The 16,717-nt window shown below is 70.9% G+C and carries 11 protein-coding genes; 1 reads left to right on the forward strand and 10 read right to left on the reverse strand.

All coding sequences use genetic code 11. The features are described from left to right. Positions 1-42: 42 nt before the first annotated feature. From A3CE_RS0143115 to A3CE_RS0143165, 10 genes are all read right to left on the reverse strand, one after another. A complete protein-coding gene (locus A3CE_RS0143115; protein WP_020646330.1) occupies positions 43-813 on the reverse strand; it encodes an SDR family NAD(P)-dependent oxidoreductase in 771 nt (256 codons plus the stop codon). Further along, positions 810-1,052, reverse strand: coding sequence for an acyl carrier protein (locus A3CE_RS0143120; protein ID WP_020646331.1), 243 nt, complete (start codon positions 1,050-1,052; stop codon positions 810-812). Before A3CE_RS0143120 ends, A3CE_RS0143115 begins: the two co-directional genes overlap by 4 nt. A gap of 46 nt (positions 1,053-1,098) precedes the next feature. After that, positions 1,099-2,346, reverse strand: coding sequence for an aminotransferase class I/II-fold pyridoxal phosphate-dependent enzyme (locus A3CE_RS0143125; protein WP_020646332.1), 1,248 nt, complete (start codon positions 2,344-2,346; stop codon positions 1,099-1,101). Further along, a complete protein-coding gene (locus A3CE_RS0143130) occupies positions 2,343-4,229 on the reverse strand; it encodes a condensation domain-containing protein (RefSeq protein ID WP_020646333.1) in 1,887 nt (628 codons plus the stop codon). The genes A3CE_RS0143125 and A3CE_RS0143130 overlap by 4 nt, the downstream gene beginning before the upstream one ends. 5 nt (positions 4,230-4,234) lie before the next feature. Continuing rightward, on the reverse strand, positions 4,235-5,497 hold the full coding sequence (fabF, locus tag A3CE_RS0143135) for a beta-ketoacyl-ACP synthase II (protein ID WP_051183830.1): 1,263 nt from the start codon (positions 5,495-5,497) through the stop codon (positions 4,235-4,237). Beyond that, positions 5,494-7,182: a thiamine pyrophosphate-binding protein gene (locus A3CE_RS0143140; RefSeq protein WP_020646335.1), complete on the reverse strand. Its 1,689-nt coding sequence runs from the start codon at positions 7,180-7,182 to the stop codon at positions 5,494-5,496. Before A3CE_RS0143140 ends, fabF begins: the two co-directional genes overlap by 4 nt. After that, entirely contained in the window at positions 7,179-9,824 is a 2,646-nt protein-coding gene (locus A3CE_RS55640; protein WP_026469411.1) for an aldehyde dehydrogenase family protein, read from the reverse strand. The genes A3CE_RS0143140 and A3CE_RS55640 overlap by 4 nt, the downstream gene beginning before the upstream one ends. 925 nt (positions 9,825-10,749) lie before the next feature. Further along, positions 10,750-11,601, reverse strand: coding sequence for a carbon-nitrogen hydrolase family protein (locus tag A3CE_RS0143155; RefSeq protein ID WP_020646337.1), 852 nt, complete (start codon positions 11,599-11,601; stop codon positions 10,750-10,752). Positions 11,602-11,610: 9 nt separating this feature from the next. Next, positions 11,611-12,486, reverse strand: coding sequence for a hypothetical protein (locus A3CE_RS0143160; RefSeq protein WP_026469413.1), 876 nt, complete (start codon positions 12,484-12,486; stop codon positions 11,611-11,613). Between the two features lie 5 nt (positions 12,487-12,491). Beyond that, positions 12,492-12,995 (reverse strand): MmpS family transport accessory protein, encoded by a 504-nt coding sequence (locus tag A3CE_RS0143165; protein WP_020646338.1) that lies wholly within the window; start codon positions 12,993-12,995, stop codon positions 12,492-12,494. Positions 12,996-13,941: 946 nt separating this feature from the next. Between A3CE_RS0143165 and A3CE_RS0143170 the strand changes: the two genes are divergently transcribed. Next, complete coding sequence (locus A3CE_RS0143170) at positions 13,942-16,701, forward strand: plastocyanin/azurin family copper-binding protein (protein WP_020646339.1); 2,760 nt, start codon at positions 13,942-13,944, stop codon at positions 16,699-16,701. Positions 16,702-16,717 lie beyond the last annotated feature (16 nt).

Consider the following 16,717-nt stretch of genomic DNA (forward strand, 5'->3'; position numbering starts at 1 on the left):
GCATGAATTCTTCCGCTCGTGGGTTCCGGATCGCCGGCGGGACTACGCGATGTGCGCGCCGCCGTCGATCGTCAGAGTGGTGCCGGTGATGTACGACGCCGCGTCGGAGACGAGGAAGACCAGCGCCGCGGCCAGCTCGTCCGGCCGGCCGACGCGGCCCGAAAGCACCCGCGGCAGCATCGCCTCGAGGTAGCCCTCGGCGTAGCCGCCGGTCATCGCGGAGGTGAAGAAACCCGGCGCGAGGGCGTTCACGCGAATGCCCTTGCCGGGGGTCCACTGCTGGGCGAGATCCCGGGTGAGGCCGAGCAGCCCGGCCTTCGAGGCCGAGTAGGCGGCCTGCGGCAGACCGCCGGTCACCAGCGCGAGGATGCTCGAGACGTTGACGATGGCGCTGCCGGGAAGCATCACCGCGCCCGCGGCCTGGGCCATCCAGTAGGAGCCGTTGAGATTGACGTCGACGACCTCGCGGAACTGCTCCGGGGTCTCCTCGGTCGCGGGGTGTTCCCCGCTGATCCCGGCGTTGTTGACGAGGATGTCCACCCGCCCGAACGCGTGCATGGCCGCGCCGATCAGCGCACGGCAGTCCGCCGGGTCGGCGATGTCGGTCCGCGCGGTGACGGCCCGGCGGCCGAGCTTCTCGACGGCCGCGCGGGTGACCTCCAGCTTGCCGGCGCGCCGTGCCCCGAGCACGACGTCGGCGCCGGCCTCGGCCAGCGCGGTGGCGAACGCGATGCCCAGCCCCGAAGAAGCGCCGGTGACCACGGCGACCCGGCCGTCGAGCCGGAAGCGATCGAGGACGCCCGGCGCGGTCACCGGTGGCCGGCGACGTAGTTCACCGCGTCGCCGACGGTCCGCAGCTCCGCGACCTGGTCGTCGGGGATCCGCAGCGCGAACCGGTCTTCGACCTGGACGGTGATCTCCACCATCGACAGGGAGTCGATGTCGAGATCGTCGGCGAACGACTTCTCGGCGGTCACCTGGGCGGAGTCGAGGCCGGTGACCAGTTCGACGATCTCGGCGAGACCGTCGAGAATGTCGGTGTTGTCCACCATGGGGTTTCTCCTTCTTGCTGGGCTGGGAGCTTGCTTGGCCGGGAGGTCAGAGCCCGAGACGCCACCGGTAGGCGAGGAGGGTGCGCAGGAAGCCGTCCATCTGCTCCTCGGTGTGGCCCGCGTGCGGGAACAGGCGCAGCAGCGCCTGGTTGCGGGAGACGGCCGGGTAGGAGAAAACGGGCACCAGGTAGCCGTCCTCGACGAACCACTCGCGCATCTGCAGGGCGGCGGCGTCGTTCCCGATCGGCACCGAGAGCATGTACGACTCGGTCGGCGTCGTCGGTGTGCCGATCTCGTGCATCTGCCGGCGCAGGCGGGCGGCGTGCGCCAGGTAGTCGTCGACGATCTTCGGGTTGCCGGCGAGGACTTCGATCGTGCGCTCGGCGGCGTACGCGGTGGGTGGCTGGATGGCGGCGGTGAACATCGAGGTTCCGGAGAGCAGTTCGAACGCGTCGATGGCCGCCGCCGGTCCGGCGATCGCGCCGCCTTCCAGGCCGATGGCTTTCGACAGGGACACCATGACGAAGTCGGCCCGCTCCCGGATCGCGGCCGCCTCCCGGGCGTACGGCCGGTTTTCGGGCCCGTAGACCATGAAGCCGTTCGCGTCGTCGATCATGCTGATCGCGCCGTGCCGGTCGCACTCGTCGAGGATCTCCACGATCGGCCCCATGGTGCCGTCGGCCGAATAGATGCTCTCGGCGATCACCACCGTCTTGCGGCTCCGGACGCGGTCGAGGATACCGGCCAGGTCGGCGACGTCGTTGTGCCGGAAGGCGTGGACGTTGCGGCCGTAGCCGAGTCCCTCGAGGCCTTTCCAGATGCTCCAGTGGACGTCCCGGTCGACGACGAAGACGGTGTCGCGGTTGCGCACCTCGATCCCGGCGTCGAAGTGCGCGGAGCTGCTCATGGCGTGGACGAACCCGATGTTGGCCAGCAGCCCGGTGGCGAAGCTGATGGCCCGCTCCTTGCCCGTGTGGCGGGCGATCGTCTCCTCCAGCACCTGGTGCGGGCGGCAGATTCCCTGGGTCATCCGGGATCCGCTGGTGCTCAGGCCGTGGGCGAGCGCCCCTTCGGCGAAGTGCCGGCGCACCGAGACGTGGCGCTCCAGCTCGAGAAAGCTGATGCTGGCGAAGTTCACCAGCTCGCGGCCGTTGCGGACGATGGTCGGCCCGATCGGCCCGTCCACCACCGGCGGGCGGTAGGCCGTGTCGTGGGTGTTCGCCTCGACGAACTCGGCGAAGCCCCACGGGGCCAGGCGGTCCACGGACGGTGCGGAACTGGGGGATGTGGTCATGACGGGGTTTCTCCTCCACGAGGGGCGCGGGGCGGTGCGGGCTCCAGGGCCGCGGCGAGGTGGCCGAGCGAGGCCGGTCCGGCCAGCTCGTCCGGCGCGATCCCGGTGAAGCCGGACCGCTGCAGCAACTCCAGCACCCGCGGGACGGCGACCAGGGTGACTCCGTGGCCGGCGAGGCAGCGGTTCATGTCGACGGCGCCGTCGCCGGGGCTCACCTCGGCCACGGCGGCGGCCAGCGCCCGTTCGGCGGCCGTCGTGGGCGGGCGGAACGGAATCCGCAGCGTGGCCGCGTCGGCTTCGGGACCGGCCGGGGACAGGAGATAGCGGCCCGGGGCCACGAGACCGGGCACTTCGCCGAGGTGGTCGAGGACGTGCCGGTGCAGGTCCTCGGCGGTGACCTCGCCGTCGACGCGGACGTGCGCGACGAGCTGCGGTTCGTCGTCCCCCACGGGGTGCTCGCCGGGTGTCACCGTCACGTCGAGCACGCCGGCATGGCCGCGGAGTACGTCTTCGACCGTCGTCAAGCACGCCCATCCCTGCGGTGCGCGCCACCAGCCGGCCGCGGCCGGGGTGCGGGAGCGTGCCGGGACCGGGCAGTCGGCACCGCGGGCCAGCCGGCGCAGGAGACCGCACAACCGGGCGGGCAACGCCGTTGCCTGCCCGGCGTCGAACAGGTGGTCGCCGACGGTGACGTCGAGGGTGACGAACCCCGTGTCCCGGCTGAAGTCGACGAAGAGCGTCTCGCAGGGTTCGTCAGGGGCGCTGCGGATCCAGGTGGCCGGCCCGTCCGGCGGCGTGGCCGCCGCGGGAACCAGGTAGTCGCGTGGCCACGAGTAGCAGTTGTACTCGATGGTGGGCACGGCAACGACCCCGCGGCGACGGTCCTGCCGGGCCAGGGCGGCGACCAGCTCCGCTGGGTGGTGCCGGCCGTGCCGGTAGGCCGCCGCGGAGGCGGCGGCGACCGAGGCGGCCACCTCGCCGAACGCCGCGCCCGGGCGGAGCTCGATCTGCACCGGAACCGTCAGCGCCCAGACGCCGACGCTGGTGCGCAGCGCGGCCCTGGCCCGGTTGGAGACCACCACCGACGCGAGGAACCGGTGTTCGCCGGTGTGCGCGGCGACCTCGTGGGCCAGTGCCGCGAGCACGACGACCTCCGGGCTGACCCGGTACCGCCGGGCGACGCGGTCGAGATCGTCATACGCCTCGACTGAGCGGTGCTGGAGGCGGTGGCGCCCGGTGCCGTCGCCGCGCCCGCCGAACGGGGCCAGCACCCCGGCCGGATTGCCCGCGAGCCGCGTGAGCCACTCGCGTTCGGCCGCGCGGGCACGGTCCGGGTCCTGGACGGCGACCGTGTCGAGCGGGTGCACGGCCGCGTCCGCCGGTCCGCCGGCCCCGCGCAGGAGATCGTGCAACTGGCCGATCAGCGCCGCCAGCCCCCAGCCGTCGACCATGACGTGGTGGGCTGCCACCAGGACCGCGCACGGCTTTCCCGCCTCGAGCAGCACCCTGGCGCGCCAGGGCGGGTTCCGCTCGGGGTCGATCGGGCAGGCGGCCAGCGCCGCGGTGGCCGCCTCCAGGGTGACGGCGTCGGCGACGGGGACGTCGACGCAGTCGACCGGCAGCGGGGCCCAGTCCGCGTGGTGGACGTGCTGCACCGGGCGAAGCGGGTCGATGGTGCTGCGCAGCGCCTCGTGGCGGGCGGTGAGGGCGGCGAGTGCCTCGTGCACGTCGGCGACGGTCGCCGGGGGCGGGATGTGGCAGTGGTCGGCGAGCGGCGTCGGGTTCACCCGCCGCGGTGCGGGAATGGTGTGCTCGTACCAGTGCCACTGCTGGACCCAGTTCAGCGGTCCGCTGCGGGTGACGGTGGCCGGGGGCGCGTTCATCACCCTCACACCGCTCGGACCACGAGGGCGGCGTTGTGGCCGCCGAAGCCGAACGAGTTGCTGAGCGCGATCCGCATCCCCTCGTGGTGCTGGGTCTTGTGCGGCACGAAGTTGATGCCGGGGTCGATCGGGTCGTGGCAGTTGATCGTCGGCGGGACATCACCCGTGCGGAGGGCCTGGATCGAAGCCACGAGCTCGACCGCCCCGGCGGCACCGATCATGTGCCCGGTCATCGACTTGGTGGAACTCACCGGGATCCGGGTGACCCGGGACCCCAGCACCTTGCGCAGGACGGCCGCCTCGGTGGCGTCGTTGAGCAGCGTTCCGGTGCCGTGCGCGTTGACGTAGTCCACGTCCGCCCCGGTGATTCCCGCGTCGCGCAGTGCCGCTTCGACGGCGAGGCGGGCGCCCCGGCCCTCCGGATGCGGGGCGGTCCAGTGGTGGGCGTCGGAACTCGCCCCGTAACCGGTGAGTTCGGCCAAGGCGCTCGCCCCGCGCCGTTCGGCCACCTCGGCGGCCTCCAGCACCACCACGGCGGCTCCCTCGCTCATCACGAACCCGTCGCGGTGCGCGTCGAACGGCCGGCACGCCGCGGCCGGGTCGTCGTTGCGTTTGGACAACGCGCGGGCGTTGCCGCTGCCCGCGAGGTCGATGGTGGTGACGCAGGCGTCGGCGCCGCCGGCGAGGACGATGTCGGCCTCTCCGGTACTGATCATGCGCATCGCCGCGCCCACCGCGTCGGCGCCGCTGGCGCACGCGGTGCTCTGGGCACGGCTGGGCCCCTGGGTGCCGAGCCGCATGCTGATTTCGCCGGCCGCGCTGTCCATGGCGGTCGTGATCTGGGTGAACGGGCCGATCGCCCGCGGCCCCTTGGCGCGGAGCCGGTCCGCGGCGCGGTAGATCGACCCCACCGGGCCGTAGCCGCTGCCGATGACGACGGCGACCCTCGGCGCCAGGCGGTCGTCGACGACGAGCCCGGCGTGTTCGCAGGCCTCCAGCGCCGCGGCGAGCGCGAACTGGGCGTACGGGTCGGCGCGGCGGCTGACCATCGGGGGCATGTACCGGCCGGGGGTGAACCCGCGGACCTGGCCGCCGATCCGGACGTCGAGATCGGTCACGTCGATCACGTCCACGGTATCGACGCCGCTGCGGCCGGCCAGCATCGCCGTCCAGGTCTCGCCGGCGCTGTGGCCCAGCGGCGTCACCGCCCCGTACCCGGTGACCAGCACCCGCCGCCTGCCGTCACTGCGCGTTCTTGCGTCCGTCATTGGGGAACCACCTCGGCGTCGCGGACGGGCGGGGCGATGTCGCCGGGGTCGACCGGCACCATGAGCACGGCTGTGCGTCCCTGCGCGCAGAGCCGCCGGGCGGCCAGGATTTCCTCGGTCAGCGCGGCCTTGTCGCGCAGCACGTGGTAGTGCATGTCCGTGCCGTCGACCACCGGCGGCGGCGCGCCCGGGCTGATGAAGGGGTGGCGTCCGGCGTCGAGGCCGAGCCGGGCGCGCTGGGCGTCCAGCCAGCCGTAGCCGCCGTTGCACAGCACCACGTACAGCACGCCGCCGTGGGCCGCGGCGGCGGCGGTGATGTCCGCGCGGGCCGCGACGAACGCCCCGTCCCCGACGAACGCGGTGACTTCGTGGTCCGGGGCGGCCAGCTTGACCCCGACGGCCGCGGCCGCGCCGAAGCCCAGGGGGGTTTGCTCCGACGGGACGATCGATCCCCCGCCGGCGTGGAAGGGGAAGCAGTAGGACCACATGTCCTGCAGCCCGTTCTCCTGGACCAGCACGCGGCGCTCGCCGCCGGTGGCGTCGAGCGCGGCGAGCAGCTCGGCGATGCGGATGCCCGGCAGCGCCGCCGCGCGGGCCAGTTCCGCCTCCACCTCGACGGCCATGGCCTTGCGGGCGAGCGCGATCTCGTTCGCCCACGCCGTCGTCGCCTCGGCGTTGCGGTCCTCCGCCAGCGCTCGCGACCAGCCGAGCACCGCGTGCCGGGCGTCGCCGAGCACGCGGGGGCCGGGGAACTCGGCCGACAGCCCGCCCGGATCGATGTTGACCTGGACCACCGGGACCGGGGGCCACGGCGTGCCGCCTTCGACGGCGGTCTCCTCGAGCCGCCCGGCGAGCGACACCACCAGGTCGCAAGCCGACCACAGCTCGCGGGCGGGAGCCGCGGCGTAAAGGCCGGCCACGCCGCAGAACAGCGGGTGGCCCTCATCGACGGCACCGCGGCCGGACGCGGTGGTGAACAGCGCCGCGCCGAGGCGTTCGGCGAACCGCTCGACCACACCGTCGTCGTTGTGGTGCCGCAGGCCACCGCCCACCAGCACGACCGGGCGCCGGCTGCCGCGGAGCGCGGCCAGTGCCGGTCCCGGCGGCACGGGACCGGGTTCGAGGACCAGGGATTCCGGCCGCCCCGGCAGTGCTTCCGGGACAACGATTTCCGCGGTGCGGACGTCATCGGGGATCTCCAGGTACACGGGTCCGGCCGGCGGCCCGGCGGCCCGGGTCATCGCCGTCACCGTCGCGGGAACGACCCGGGCGGGGTGTCCCACCCGGTGCGCCCACCGCACGAGGGGCGCCGCCACGGCGACCTGGTCGAGTTCCTGGAATCCGCCGCTGCCCCGGCGCCGTTCGGGTGTGCCGGCGGCGAGGACGAGGACCGGTGCCCCGGACTCACGCGCCTCGACCAGCCCCGTGGCCGCGTGCGTGACGGCCGGCCCTTTGCCCAGCGCGCAGACGGCGAGCCGGCCTGACTGCAGCGCGTAGCCCGTCGCCATGTACATCGCGTTGCGCTGGTCGCGGCACGGCACGACGTCCAGGCCGGCGGCGTCGAGCGCGCACAGCAGCTCCAGGTCGTCGCCGGGCAGCCCGAAGCAGGTGCCGACCTCGTTCGCCACCAGCAGGTCGACGATCGCGGACCACGCGCCGGCGTACCGCTTGCCCGTCCGGCTCACCGCCCACCCGCCGCGACCGGCTCGACCGTCCGGAGACTCCGCGCCGCGGCCTGCGACATGAGCAGGGGTTCGGCGTGCCGCTCACCGCCGTAGGAGCGGTAGTTCGCCATCATCCCGAAGCCGCCGAACGGGCGGTTGCCGTCCTCGGCGTCGAGCAGCGTGTGGTTGACGCAGGTCCGGTGATACTTGGAGAGCGCTTTCACAGTCTCCGGATCATTGCCGTAGACCATCGCTCCCAGCGCGCGCTCGCTGAAGTACGGGCCGGCCAACCGTTCGCGCAGACGTCTCGCGCCGGGATAGGACACGACGTTGAAGATCGGGGCGAACATCTCGTCCAGCGGAATCTTGTCGTCGAAGTCCCACAGCAGCACGGTCGGCTCGACCCGGCGGGACCGCAGATCGATGTGCCCGCCGTGCCGGATGCGGCGCACGTGGCGTACCAGGTAGTCCGAGCAGTCCACCAGCGCCGAGTCGTAGTAGATCGGACCGTAGCCGGCGGCGGGGTCGCTGTTCTGCCCGAACCGCAACGAGGCCAGTTCGGTGGTCAGCAGGTCGACGAATTCCCCGGTGCGCCGCTGGGGCACGAACACCACATCGGGACCGAAACAGTCTTGACCGGAATTGTACAGCCGGATCCTCGCGACATCGTGTGCCGCGCGCGTGAGGTCGGCGTCGGGAGCGATCACGAAGGGGTTGATGCCGTGCCCGAAGAAGAGGAAAAGCTGGTCCTCGGCCAGCCCTTCACGGACCGTCTCGGCATTGGTGTAGTTGCCGGTGAAGGCGATGAGGTCCGCCTCGCGCACCGGCCCCGTCACGAACTTGCGCTGACTGAGGTCGGAAAGCTCGATGGGCAGGCCGTGCACCGGCGCCAGCAGCGCGTGCAGGCGCCCCAGCTGGCTTTTGATCTGGCTGGACGGCCGGAAGACGATCCGGTCGGTGTACAGCGACGTCACCAGCAGGTAAAGCGCGTACGAATAGAGCGGGATGTTGGAAGGCATGAACACCGCGGCTCTGGGCACCTGGCCGGGCCGGACCCGGCGCATCTCCTCTTCCGCGCCGTCGAGGGTGGCCAGGAACGAACGAATCTCCGCCGCGGCCGTGTGGTGGGGGGAGATTTCGCGGAGGATTTCCAGCACCGCGCCCTCGTTGCCGGCCACGTACCGGCGCACCGCGCGGAGCGCGTCCACGCGGTCGGCGAAGGGGATGCGGTATTCGGCCGCGCTGACGGCCGAGCCGGACTCGATGGTGGTGAGCGACGAGGGCAACGAGGACATGGCAATCTTTTCCAGAACGGCCAGGTCGGGCTTTCCCGAGTTCGTGAGGGGCAACGCGGGAAGCACGACGATGTGATCGGGTTGCTCGTGGTGGGCGAGCACGGAGCGCAGGACCCGTTTCCAGTGCGCGGGCTCGTGTTCGTCGGGGTCCGCGATCACGAACACCAGCCGGGTGCCCAGCCGCTCGTCGGGGACGGCGACGACTTCCGCCTGCGCGCCGCCCGACTCCGCCTGCTCGGCGAGGTGGTCGGGGTAGAGGGTGTGGCCGTTGCGGTGCACGGCGTGCCTGCGCCCGATCGGGAACACGCGGCCGGCGTCGTCGAGCAGGCCGATGTCGCCGGTGCGGTGCACGGGACCCGGAGCGGGAACGACCTCGCCGTCATCGCCCAGATGACCGGTCATCAGGCCGTCACTGCGGACGACGAGTTCGCCGAGCCGGCCGGGGGGAAGCGGCCGGCCGTGCTCGTCGTGGACTTCGACGACCACGCCGGGCAGCGGCGGCCCACACCCGACCGGGTCGGAAAGGGGCGCCAGCGCGATGTTCCCCACCTCGGTCGCGCCGTACCCGTCGAGCAGGTGCCGGCCGGTGCGGGCGTGGAACCGGGCCGCCAGGGTGCGCCCCAGCGGCGCGCCGCCCACGCACCAGGCCCGGACCCGCTTCAGCGCGTCACCGAGCGCGGGCCGGCGGTCGAGCAGGTTGAGCAGGCTGTAGTAGGTCGACGGGGCCGCGTCGACGACGGAGAGGCCGTGGTCCACGCCCAGCGAGAGCGCCCGGTCCAGGCGCGTGGCCGGCCCGTGGACCACCAGCGTGCCGCCACCCAGCCACCAGCAGAGCACCAGCGACAGACCGTACTGGTGGGAGTACGGCAGGAGGGGCAGGAAGACGTCGTCGGGCCGGTAGCCCATGCGTTCCGCGCTGAGGGTGAGGTTGCGCAGGATCGAACGACCGGAGCGGACGATGCCCTTGGGGGTGCCGGTGGTGCCCGACGACCACGAAATCGCGGCATCCCGGCGCCGTGTCCAGGCCGTGAAATCGGGCTCGGCCGCCGCAATCGACGCGGGCGGTGGCGCCGCGGTATCGCCCGTTCCGCTGCTGATTTCGAGGATCGTGCGCGCCTGGGCGCGGATCAGCGAGCGTTGTGCCGGGGAGGCCCGGTGATCGGCCAGGACCACCGACGCGTCGAGGTGAATGAGCGCCAGTAAATCGACAACCCATTCAGGGGAATTGCCCCCGCTCAGCAGTACCCGCGAACCGGGTTCGATACCGCTTCGGGCGAGGAGTTCTGTGGCGGCGAATACGCGGGCCACGATTTCGTCGTACTCCCAGATCTGTCCTTCGGGCGAAATAAAACGTTTCAAGACGGGCAACTAGTGCTCCTCGGTGCCAGGGGTGTATTCGGCTTCCTGGTCGCACATGTTCGTGAACCCAAACCGGGCCCTAATTCTCATGGCCTGCGGCGGCGATCCGATGACCGGCACGCAGGTCTTGTGTCACCGCGAGTCGCTTTTGCGCATCTCGACCATGACTCACAGCAAATGTAGCGACAGCCTCAGGGGAGGTCAAGTGATCGGCCAGAACGGGAAGTCTATGCCGAACAAACGAGCGGTATCGGCGGGTAAACTGTGCGCTTCGAGCACTTGGGTTGTTCACCGTTCGGACGATTGACAAGCACGTTTTGGCGTTTTTTCACGTTGTTTCAGGGGGTGTCCGGCGGGTGCGAATGGCGTAACTGGGAGGATGTTGAGCGTTTGACCAGCGATTTTGACGTAACGCGGGCAAGGTCGGCTCAAGATCGTTTCGTAAGTGACTTAATTGGGCTGGAGTGTCACCAAGGTGGGGTGGCGAAGCTGCGGTAACCGGATTGATGGTGACGTCGAACACGCGGAGAATCGACGTCCGGCTCAGGCCGTGGTCGGCGGCCGCGGCCTGACCGGCCCGGTCGCGTACGCGACGACGACCCAGCTGGTGTTCATGTCTCGTGTACGCCACCGTGGGCCTGGCGGAACCGTCCAGGGGTGGTACCGGTGTGGCGGGGCCTCCAGAACGACCCGGCCGTCGATGACGCGTTTGACGGGCCGGCCGGTGGCGGCGAGGCAGGCGCGGCTGAGGGTCTTGACGGAGTACCCGAATCGCGCGGCGTAGTCCGGCGAGCCGGGTGGTCTGGTAGGACCGCTCCACGGCGGTCGTCGACCGGTTCGTGCGACCGGACTACATCCAGCACAACCCACTCGCCCCGACGGCACCGCGGCGCTCAAGAACCTCGGCACGGCGGCCGCGGCGTTCCTGCAGCGCTTACAGCGGACTGAACCGCTTCGGCCGCCGTGCGGAATAGGCCTCCGGTCGTCGTTCCCCGAGATGGTCGCGAGCCCGCCGGGCGGTGGTGATCTCCGCATCGACGTCCACTTCGGCGACGACGAGGGCGGGCCGCGATCCGGTCCGGGCGCGGGTGGTGCCGTCCGGGCCGACCACCTTCGCCAGGCCGAGGAAGCGTGTTCCGTGCATGACACCGGCCTGGTTCGCCGAAGCGAGCACCACCTGGTTCTCCACCGCCCGCACGCAGTCGTACACATCGAACAGCCGGGCCTGGCGGTCCCGCGTGAGCGTCGGCGCCCGGCTGCTCGTCGCCCACGAACACAGGCACGCGATGATGCTCGCGCCGTCGAGGGCGAGGCCGCGGGCGGGTTCGGGGACCGCCTTCTCGTAGTCGAGCAGCATGCCCAGCCGGCCGGCCGGGGTGTCGAACGCGGTGAATTCGCTGCCCGGCTCCTGGAGGAGCGCCTCGGCCGCGGACAGGTACACCTTGCGGTGCCGGCCGAGCAAGCCGTCGCCGGTCACGCACGCCGCTGCCGAATACCGCTCGCCGCCCTCGCCCGCTTCGGTGTAGCCGAAGCACACCACCAGTTCCGCGGCCAGGTTCGCGACTTCACGCACCTCCGGGCCGTCCGGGGCGAGTGCCGGCGGCAGGTGCTCGGGATCCGCCCGGCCGAAGTCGGCGAAGGAGCCGCCGAGCGTGCCGTCCGGCAGCACCAGCACCGCGGCGCCCGCCCCGCGGGCTTCTTCGGCCAGCGCGGCGACACGGCTGAGGTCGAACGTGAGGTCGCGGCCGAAGTGCGCCGCGGCCGTCGCGATCCGGGTGAGTCCCATCCGCTCCTCCTAGTCTGTCTTGGCGGCGCGTCTCAACGCCCATCGGCGGAAAAGCTGTGTCCCGACGAGGGTCACGAGCAGACCCGCGAGCAGCGTCGAACGGCCGATACCGCCGTGGGAAGCGGCCGGCAGAGCTTGCGCGGAGCCGGTTGCCTGGCCGCCGAGCCCCTGCATCCTCGCGTCGACCGCGGGCACCTGGGGCACCGCCGCGGGCCCGTAGTCGTAGGCGACCCGGTCCGGCGGGATGCCGGGTCCGGGGATCCCGCCCGGTCCGACGGCGCCGGGGAACTGTGCCCCGAGCACCGCTTCGGGCAGGCCCGGGCTGGTGACCGTCGGGCCGGTCGCCGCCGGGGCGGCCGGCGCCGTCGCCGGCGGGGTGCCGCCGGTGGCCGGTGGCCGGTGGCCGCCGGACGGCGGGGACGACGGAGGCGCCGGGGCGGGCACGGGCGTGCCGGGTTTCGTCCTGACCCCGCAGTTCGCGCCCAGCATCGCGCGCACCGTCGGGGAAAGCGCGTCGACAACAGGAGCCAGGAGCGAGATCCGGCGCAGCTCGCCCAGCACGGCGTCGGCCACGGCGCTGCCCGGGATCAGGCCGTCGGCCGCGCCGATCGAGCCGAGCGTGATCGGCGGCAGCGCCTGCCAGATCCCGGTGAAGGCCGGCCGGAGGACGTTGAGCGGGTCCAGCGGGGCCAGCGCCGCGAGGAGCTGGGGGGCCACGGCCGCGGGTTTGAGCGACACGAGCTGGCCCGGCTCACCCTGCACGGTCACCGCGCAGCTGTCGAGCACCACCGGCTGTGCCGCCGCGGACGGAGACGCGGTGGCGGTGGCCAGCGCCGCCGACACCGCCGTGGCCGCGAGAACGCGCCGCACACTGGGGAATTCCATCACGGCTACCTCGAGGACGGGCGGATCACGGAGGAACAGGAGACCTGGGTGCCCGGCCCGTGCGACGAGGCCTGGTGCACCACGTTGCCGTCGACGCTGACCGTGCAGCCGATCGAATCCGCGTTCTCGTTGTTGGCGGCCAGCACCTGGACGACGCCGAGCCCGGGACCGACCTTGAGCGTGAACTCCTTGCGCCACGGCAGATCCCCGTTCACGACGGTCTCGGTGCCGTTCACGCCGTCGATCACGTACTTGATCTCCGGAGATTTGCCGGAACCGGTCACGGTGTAGACGACCTGGTGCTCGGTCGTGGGCAGCTTGACCTGGTCCCACCCGGCCGGTTCGGCCGGGGTGAACACCTCGGTCGCGATGACCACGGCGACCGCCACCGTGGCCGCGCCGAGTACCCAGGGCAGCCACCACGTGCGCTGCGCCAGCCGGAACGTCCTGCTCCGCGGCACCGGGGACGGTTTTCCGTCCGGTTTCGGTTTCGCCGTTCCCGTGGTCATGGCCGGCTCCTTCGGCAGGCGGAAACGATCATGGATGGCTCTCACTTTCTTGGCGTCTTCTCAGGTGCTCGGCACGGTGATATGGGAAGGTCGGAAGACGAAAGGCGCGGGCTTCCTGGCGCCTCGATGGCGACATAGTGACACGCCGCCGGTTGTTCTGGCCAGTGTCCGCCGAATGGGCTCAGCGTGGCCGGGACCTCGGCGTTAACCTGCCGGAAACGACTGCCGCGCAGCGAAATGGCGAGAGATTTTCGCTGCTCAGAGGCCTGTTCGGGGTAGCGCGACGCTCGGCCGGGTGGGCTACTTCGCGGAGCCGTTGTGGGGTGGGCGGTAATTCGCTTCCGGGTCAAATAGGTGCCAGGCCGCCGCGTGCCCGGTCGGCCGACAGAAATGTCATGATCAGCGTGGACCGCGTTCCGCGCGGCTCGATCGTCACTTCGGGCCGTGGCACCTATTTGCATTGCCGGTCATTCTTCTGCCTACTCGGAAAATTACGTCTTTCACTGCGGAAACAAGTTGTGAACGGCTCTTGGTAATCCACAGTTAACAGTGCCGAGAAGCGTTGTACACACGCCGCAGCCCTAATTGTGGCTCCACGTCCACGGCGTTCGGTCGATCGGTGAGGACCAGATGGCGCAGCAGCCACGCGGACGGGGAACACCGGAAAGGCCCATTCGCGGCCGGGCTCCGCCGAAGTAGCCCGTGCTCCGCGACTCCTCTCATCCGGGTGGCCGGACCCGGGTGCGGTATTCGCGCGGCCAGTCCAATTCCCCCCAAGCCCAAGAACAGTGCAGCACCGAAGCCACCAAGGATCCCCGCCCCGATCGGGAACCCCGGGTGGCCGGCGCTGCCCCTGCGAAGAGAAGGGAAAACGATGCGTCCATCGCATCCGTTGCGCAGGTTCTCCTCCGGCGGGCTCCGGCGTCGCCGCCGAGCCTCACGGGCCATGGTCCTGGCGACGACCGTGGTCCTGAGCACCCTCGGTGTCGTGTTCACCGGGCCGGCTCCGGCGTCGGCGGCCACGACCAACGTCCAGCAGAAGAACCTCAGCTTCGACCCCGCCGACATCTCCATCGCCGTCGGCGACACCGTCACCTGGACCAACACCGAAACCGACGGCACCACGCACAGCGTGGTGCAGTCCGGCGGCGGCGAGATCAACTCGCCGGACATGCCGCCGGGAGCCTCGTTCTCGCACACCTTCGGCAGCCCCGGCACGGTGAACATCACCTGCCGGTTCCACCCCGACATGTTCATGTCGGTGCACGTCGGCAACGGCACGCCGCCGACCACGACCGCACCGCCGACGACCACGGCGCCGCCCACCACGACGGCCCCGCCGACGACGACCGCCCCGCCGACCACCACGGTCCCGCCCACCACGACAGCGCCACCGGGCACGACGGTGCCGCCGTCGAGCGGAACCCCCGCGCCGACGACGACCACCGGCCCCGGCGGGTCGCCGATCGGTGTCGGTCCGCTGCCGGTCAGCTTCCGGCTCACCGACGACAACGGGTCCTGGTACAACACGAACCTGAACCTGTTCGGCACCAAGTCCCTGGCCGTGGCGGAGCTGCCCCGGCTCAACCTGGGCAAGGTGCTCGGCCTCCTGCCGTCGCTCGATCTGTCCAAACTGCCGTTGCTGGGCAACGGCGCGCTGGATGGGACGAGTGCGAACAACCTGCTCGGCGGGGCCGTCTCGCAGCTGAGCAAGCTGCTGCCGAGCGGCAGCTCCACGCCCGACGTCGGCAACCTCGGCGTCGACCCGGCCCAGCTGCTCAACATCGGTGCGTTGCGCAGTGCGGTCGGGCAGATCCTGCCGTCCGGCGACGCACGGGCCGCGCGGGCGAACAGCCTGCTCGACCAGTTCCAGCAGCAGGTCGCGGCGCAACCGGCGAACGCGCCGGTGTCGCTGGACAAGCTGCCGGTCGGGGTGGACCTGATGAACCTGCTCGACGAGCTGAAGAAGTGGGCCAGCAACGACATCACGCTGCCGGTCACGGTCAACTTCGGGGTGGGCCAGCCCTCCGCGGCGTCCGCGCACACCGCGACCAGCCTGATCTGGCCGGACGGGGCGAAGGGCTTCCCGTACGACCAGGGTGGCGCCTTCGTCGGCAACCAGACCGTCCAGCTCACCGAGCCCGGCCTGTACGCCTTCCAGTGCAAGATCCACCCGTACATGCTCGGCGCCGTCGTGGTCGACGACCCGCTCACCCCGGGCCTGGACTTCGGCAAGAAGCTGCACGTCAACAGCCGCAACCTGCTGGTGCCGTCCAACGCGGACATCATCACGCAGCTGGTGACGAAGTTCTTCAACATCACCGCGCCGGGCAACTGGCAGAACTACAGTGCCACGCAGGAAACGGAGTGGAACCCGTCGGACTACCCGCCGGCGCCCATCCTGACCTACGACGAGGCGGGCAACCCGCAGCTCATCCCACTGCTCAGCCTGTACCTCAAGGAACACCAGGGCGTGCCGAAGAAACTCGCGGCCGCCAACAAGAAACCGGCGGTGCCCGGCGTCGGCGAGGTCTGGGTCGACACCGAGATGGAGACCACGGCGGGCAAGACCAAGCCGGGGACCGCGACGCGGGTGAACGTGCAGAACTGGGACGTCGAACGGAAGGTCGCGCTGCCCCAGGTCAACATGAACAACCCGCACAACATGTGGACCGACAAGGACGAGAAGGTCATCTACCAGACCGAATGGTTCAGCAACAAGCTGGACGTCTTCGACCGGGCCAGTGGTGCGTTCATCAGGCAGATCGAAGTCGGCCCCGACCCGTCACACGTGATGAGCCGGACCGACACCGGGCAGCTGCACGTCGCGCTCAACGGCGGCGGGGCGGTGATGGAGCTGTCGCCGGACGCCACGAAGATCGACCGGCGCATCCCGGTCCAGCTACCGGGGGAGAAGATCGCCCATCCGCACGCGCACTGGATGACCGGGGACGGGTCGACGATGATCACGCCCAACGTCAACCTGTACAACGCCACGGTCGTCGACATCCCGAGCGGGCAGATCCGGCACGAGCAGACCGGCGAACTGCCGATCGCCTCGGGCATGACACCGGACGGCTCGAAGGCGTACGAGGCCGACTTCTCCGGTGCCACGGTTTCGTGCATCTCGCTGAAGGCCGACGCCTGTGTCAGTGACGCGGGGGCGAAGCAGCACTACAAGAAGATCGACCTGTGGGCCAACTACGATCCCGTCAAGGGCCCGTCCGGGGACTGGGGTGGTCTGGACATCCAGATCCCCGTGGCGCCGGACAACTCCGCGGTGCTGGTGGCGAACACGCTGACCAACAACATCACGGTGATCGACCCGAAGACGGACAAGATCGTCAAGTGGCTGCCCTGTGACTCCGGCTGTCATGGCATCAACTACGGGGCGAAGAAGGGCGGAGGCTACTACGCCTACGTCTCCAGCAAGTTCTCGAACGCGATGTCCGTGGTGGACCCCGACCCGAACGGCGACGGCAACCCGGCCGACGCCGCCGTGGTCGGGCGGATGGTGCTGACCGCCGGTCCGAACACCGCGACCGACGACAAGGTCACCGGATACGCGGGCATGGGCGGCATGGGTGTGCTTCCGATCCCGCTCGCCTACGAGGGCTGGGTGCAGCAGGCGCCGGGCAACGCGGTCAACGACCAGTTGACCTGCCGGCAGCGTAACCCGGTCGCCTTCGCGACCGTGTGCAAGTAGCAGGACACCCGAAGAG

The sequence above is a fragment of the Amycolatopsis balhimycina FH 1894 genome (assembly GCF_000384295.1).
GTDB lineage: Bacteria > Actinomycetota > Actinomycetes > Mycobacteriales > Pseudonocardiaceae > Amycolatopsis > Amycolatopsis balhimycina.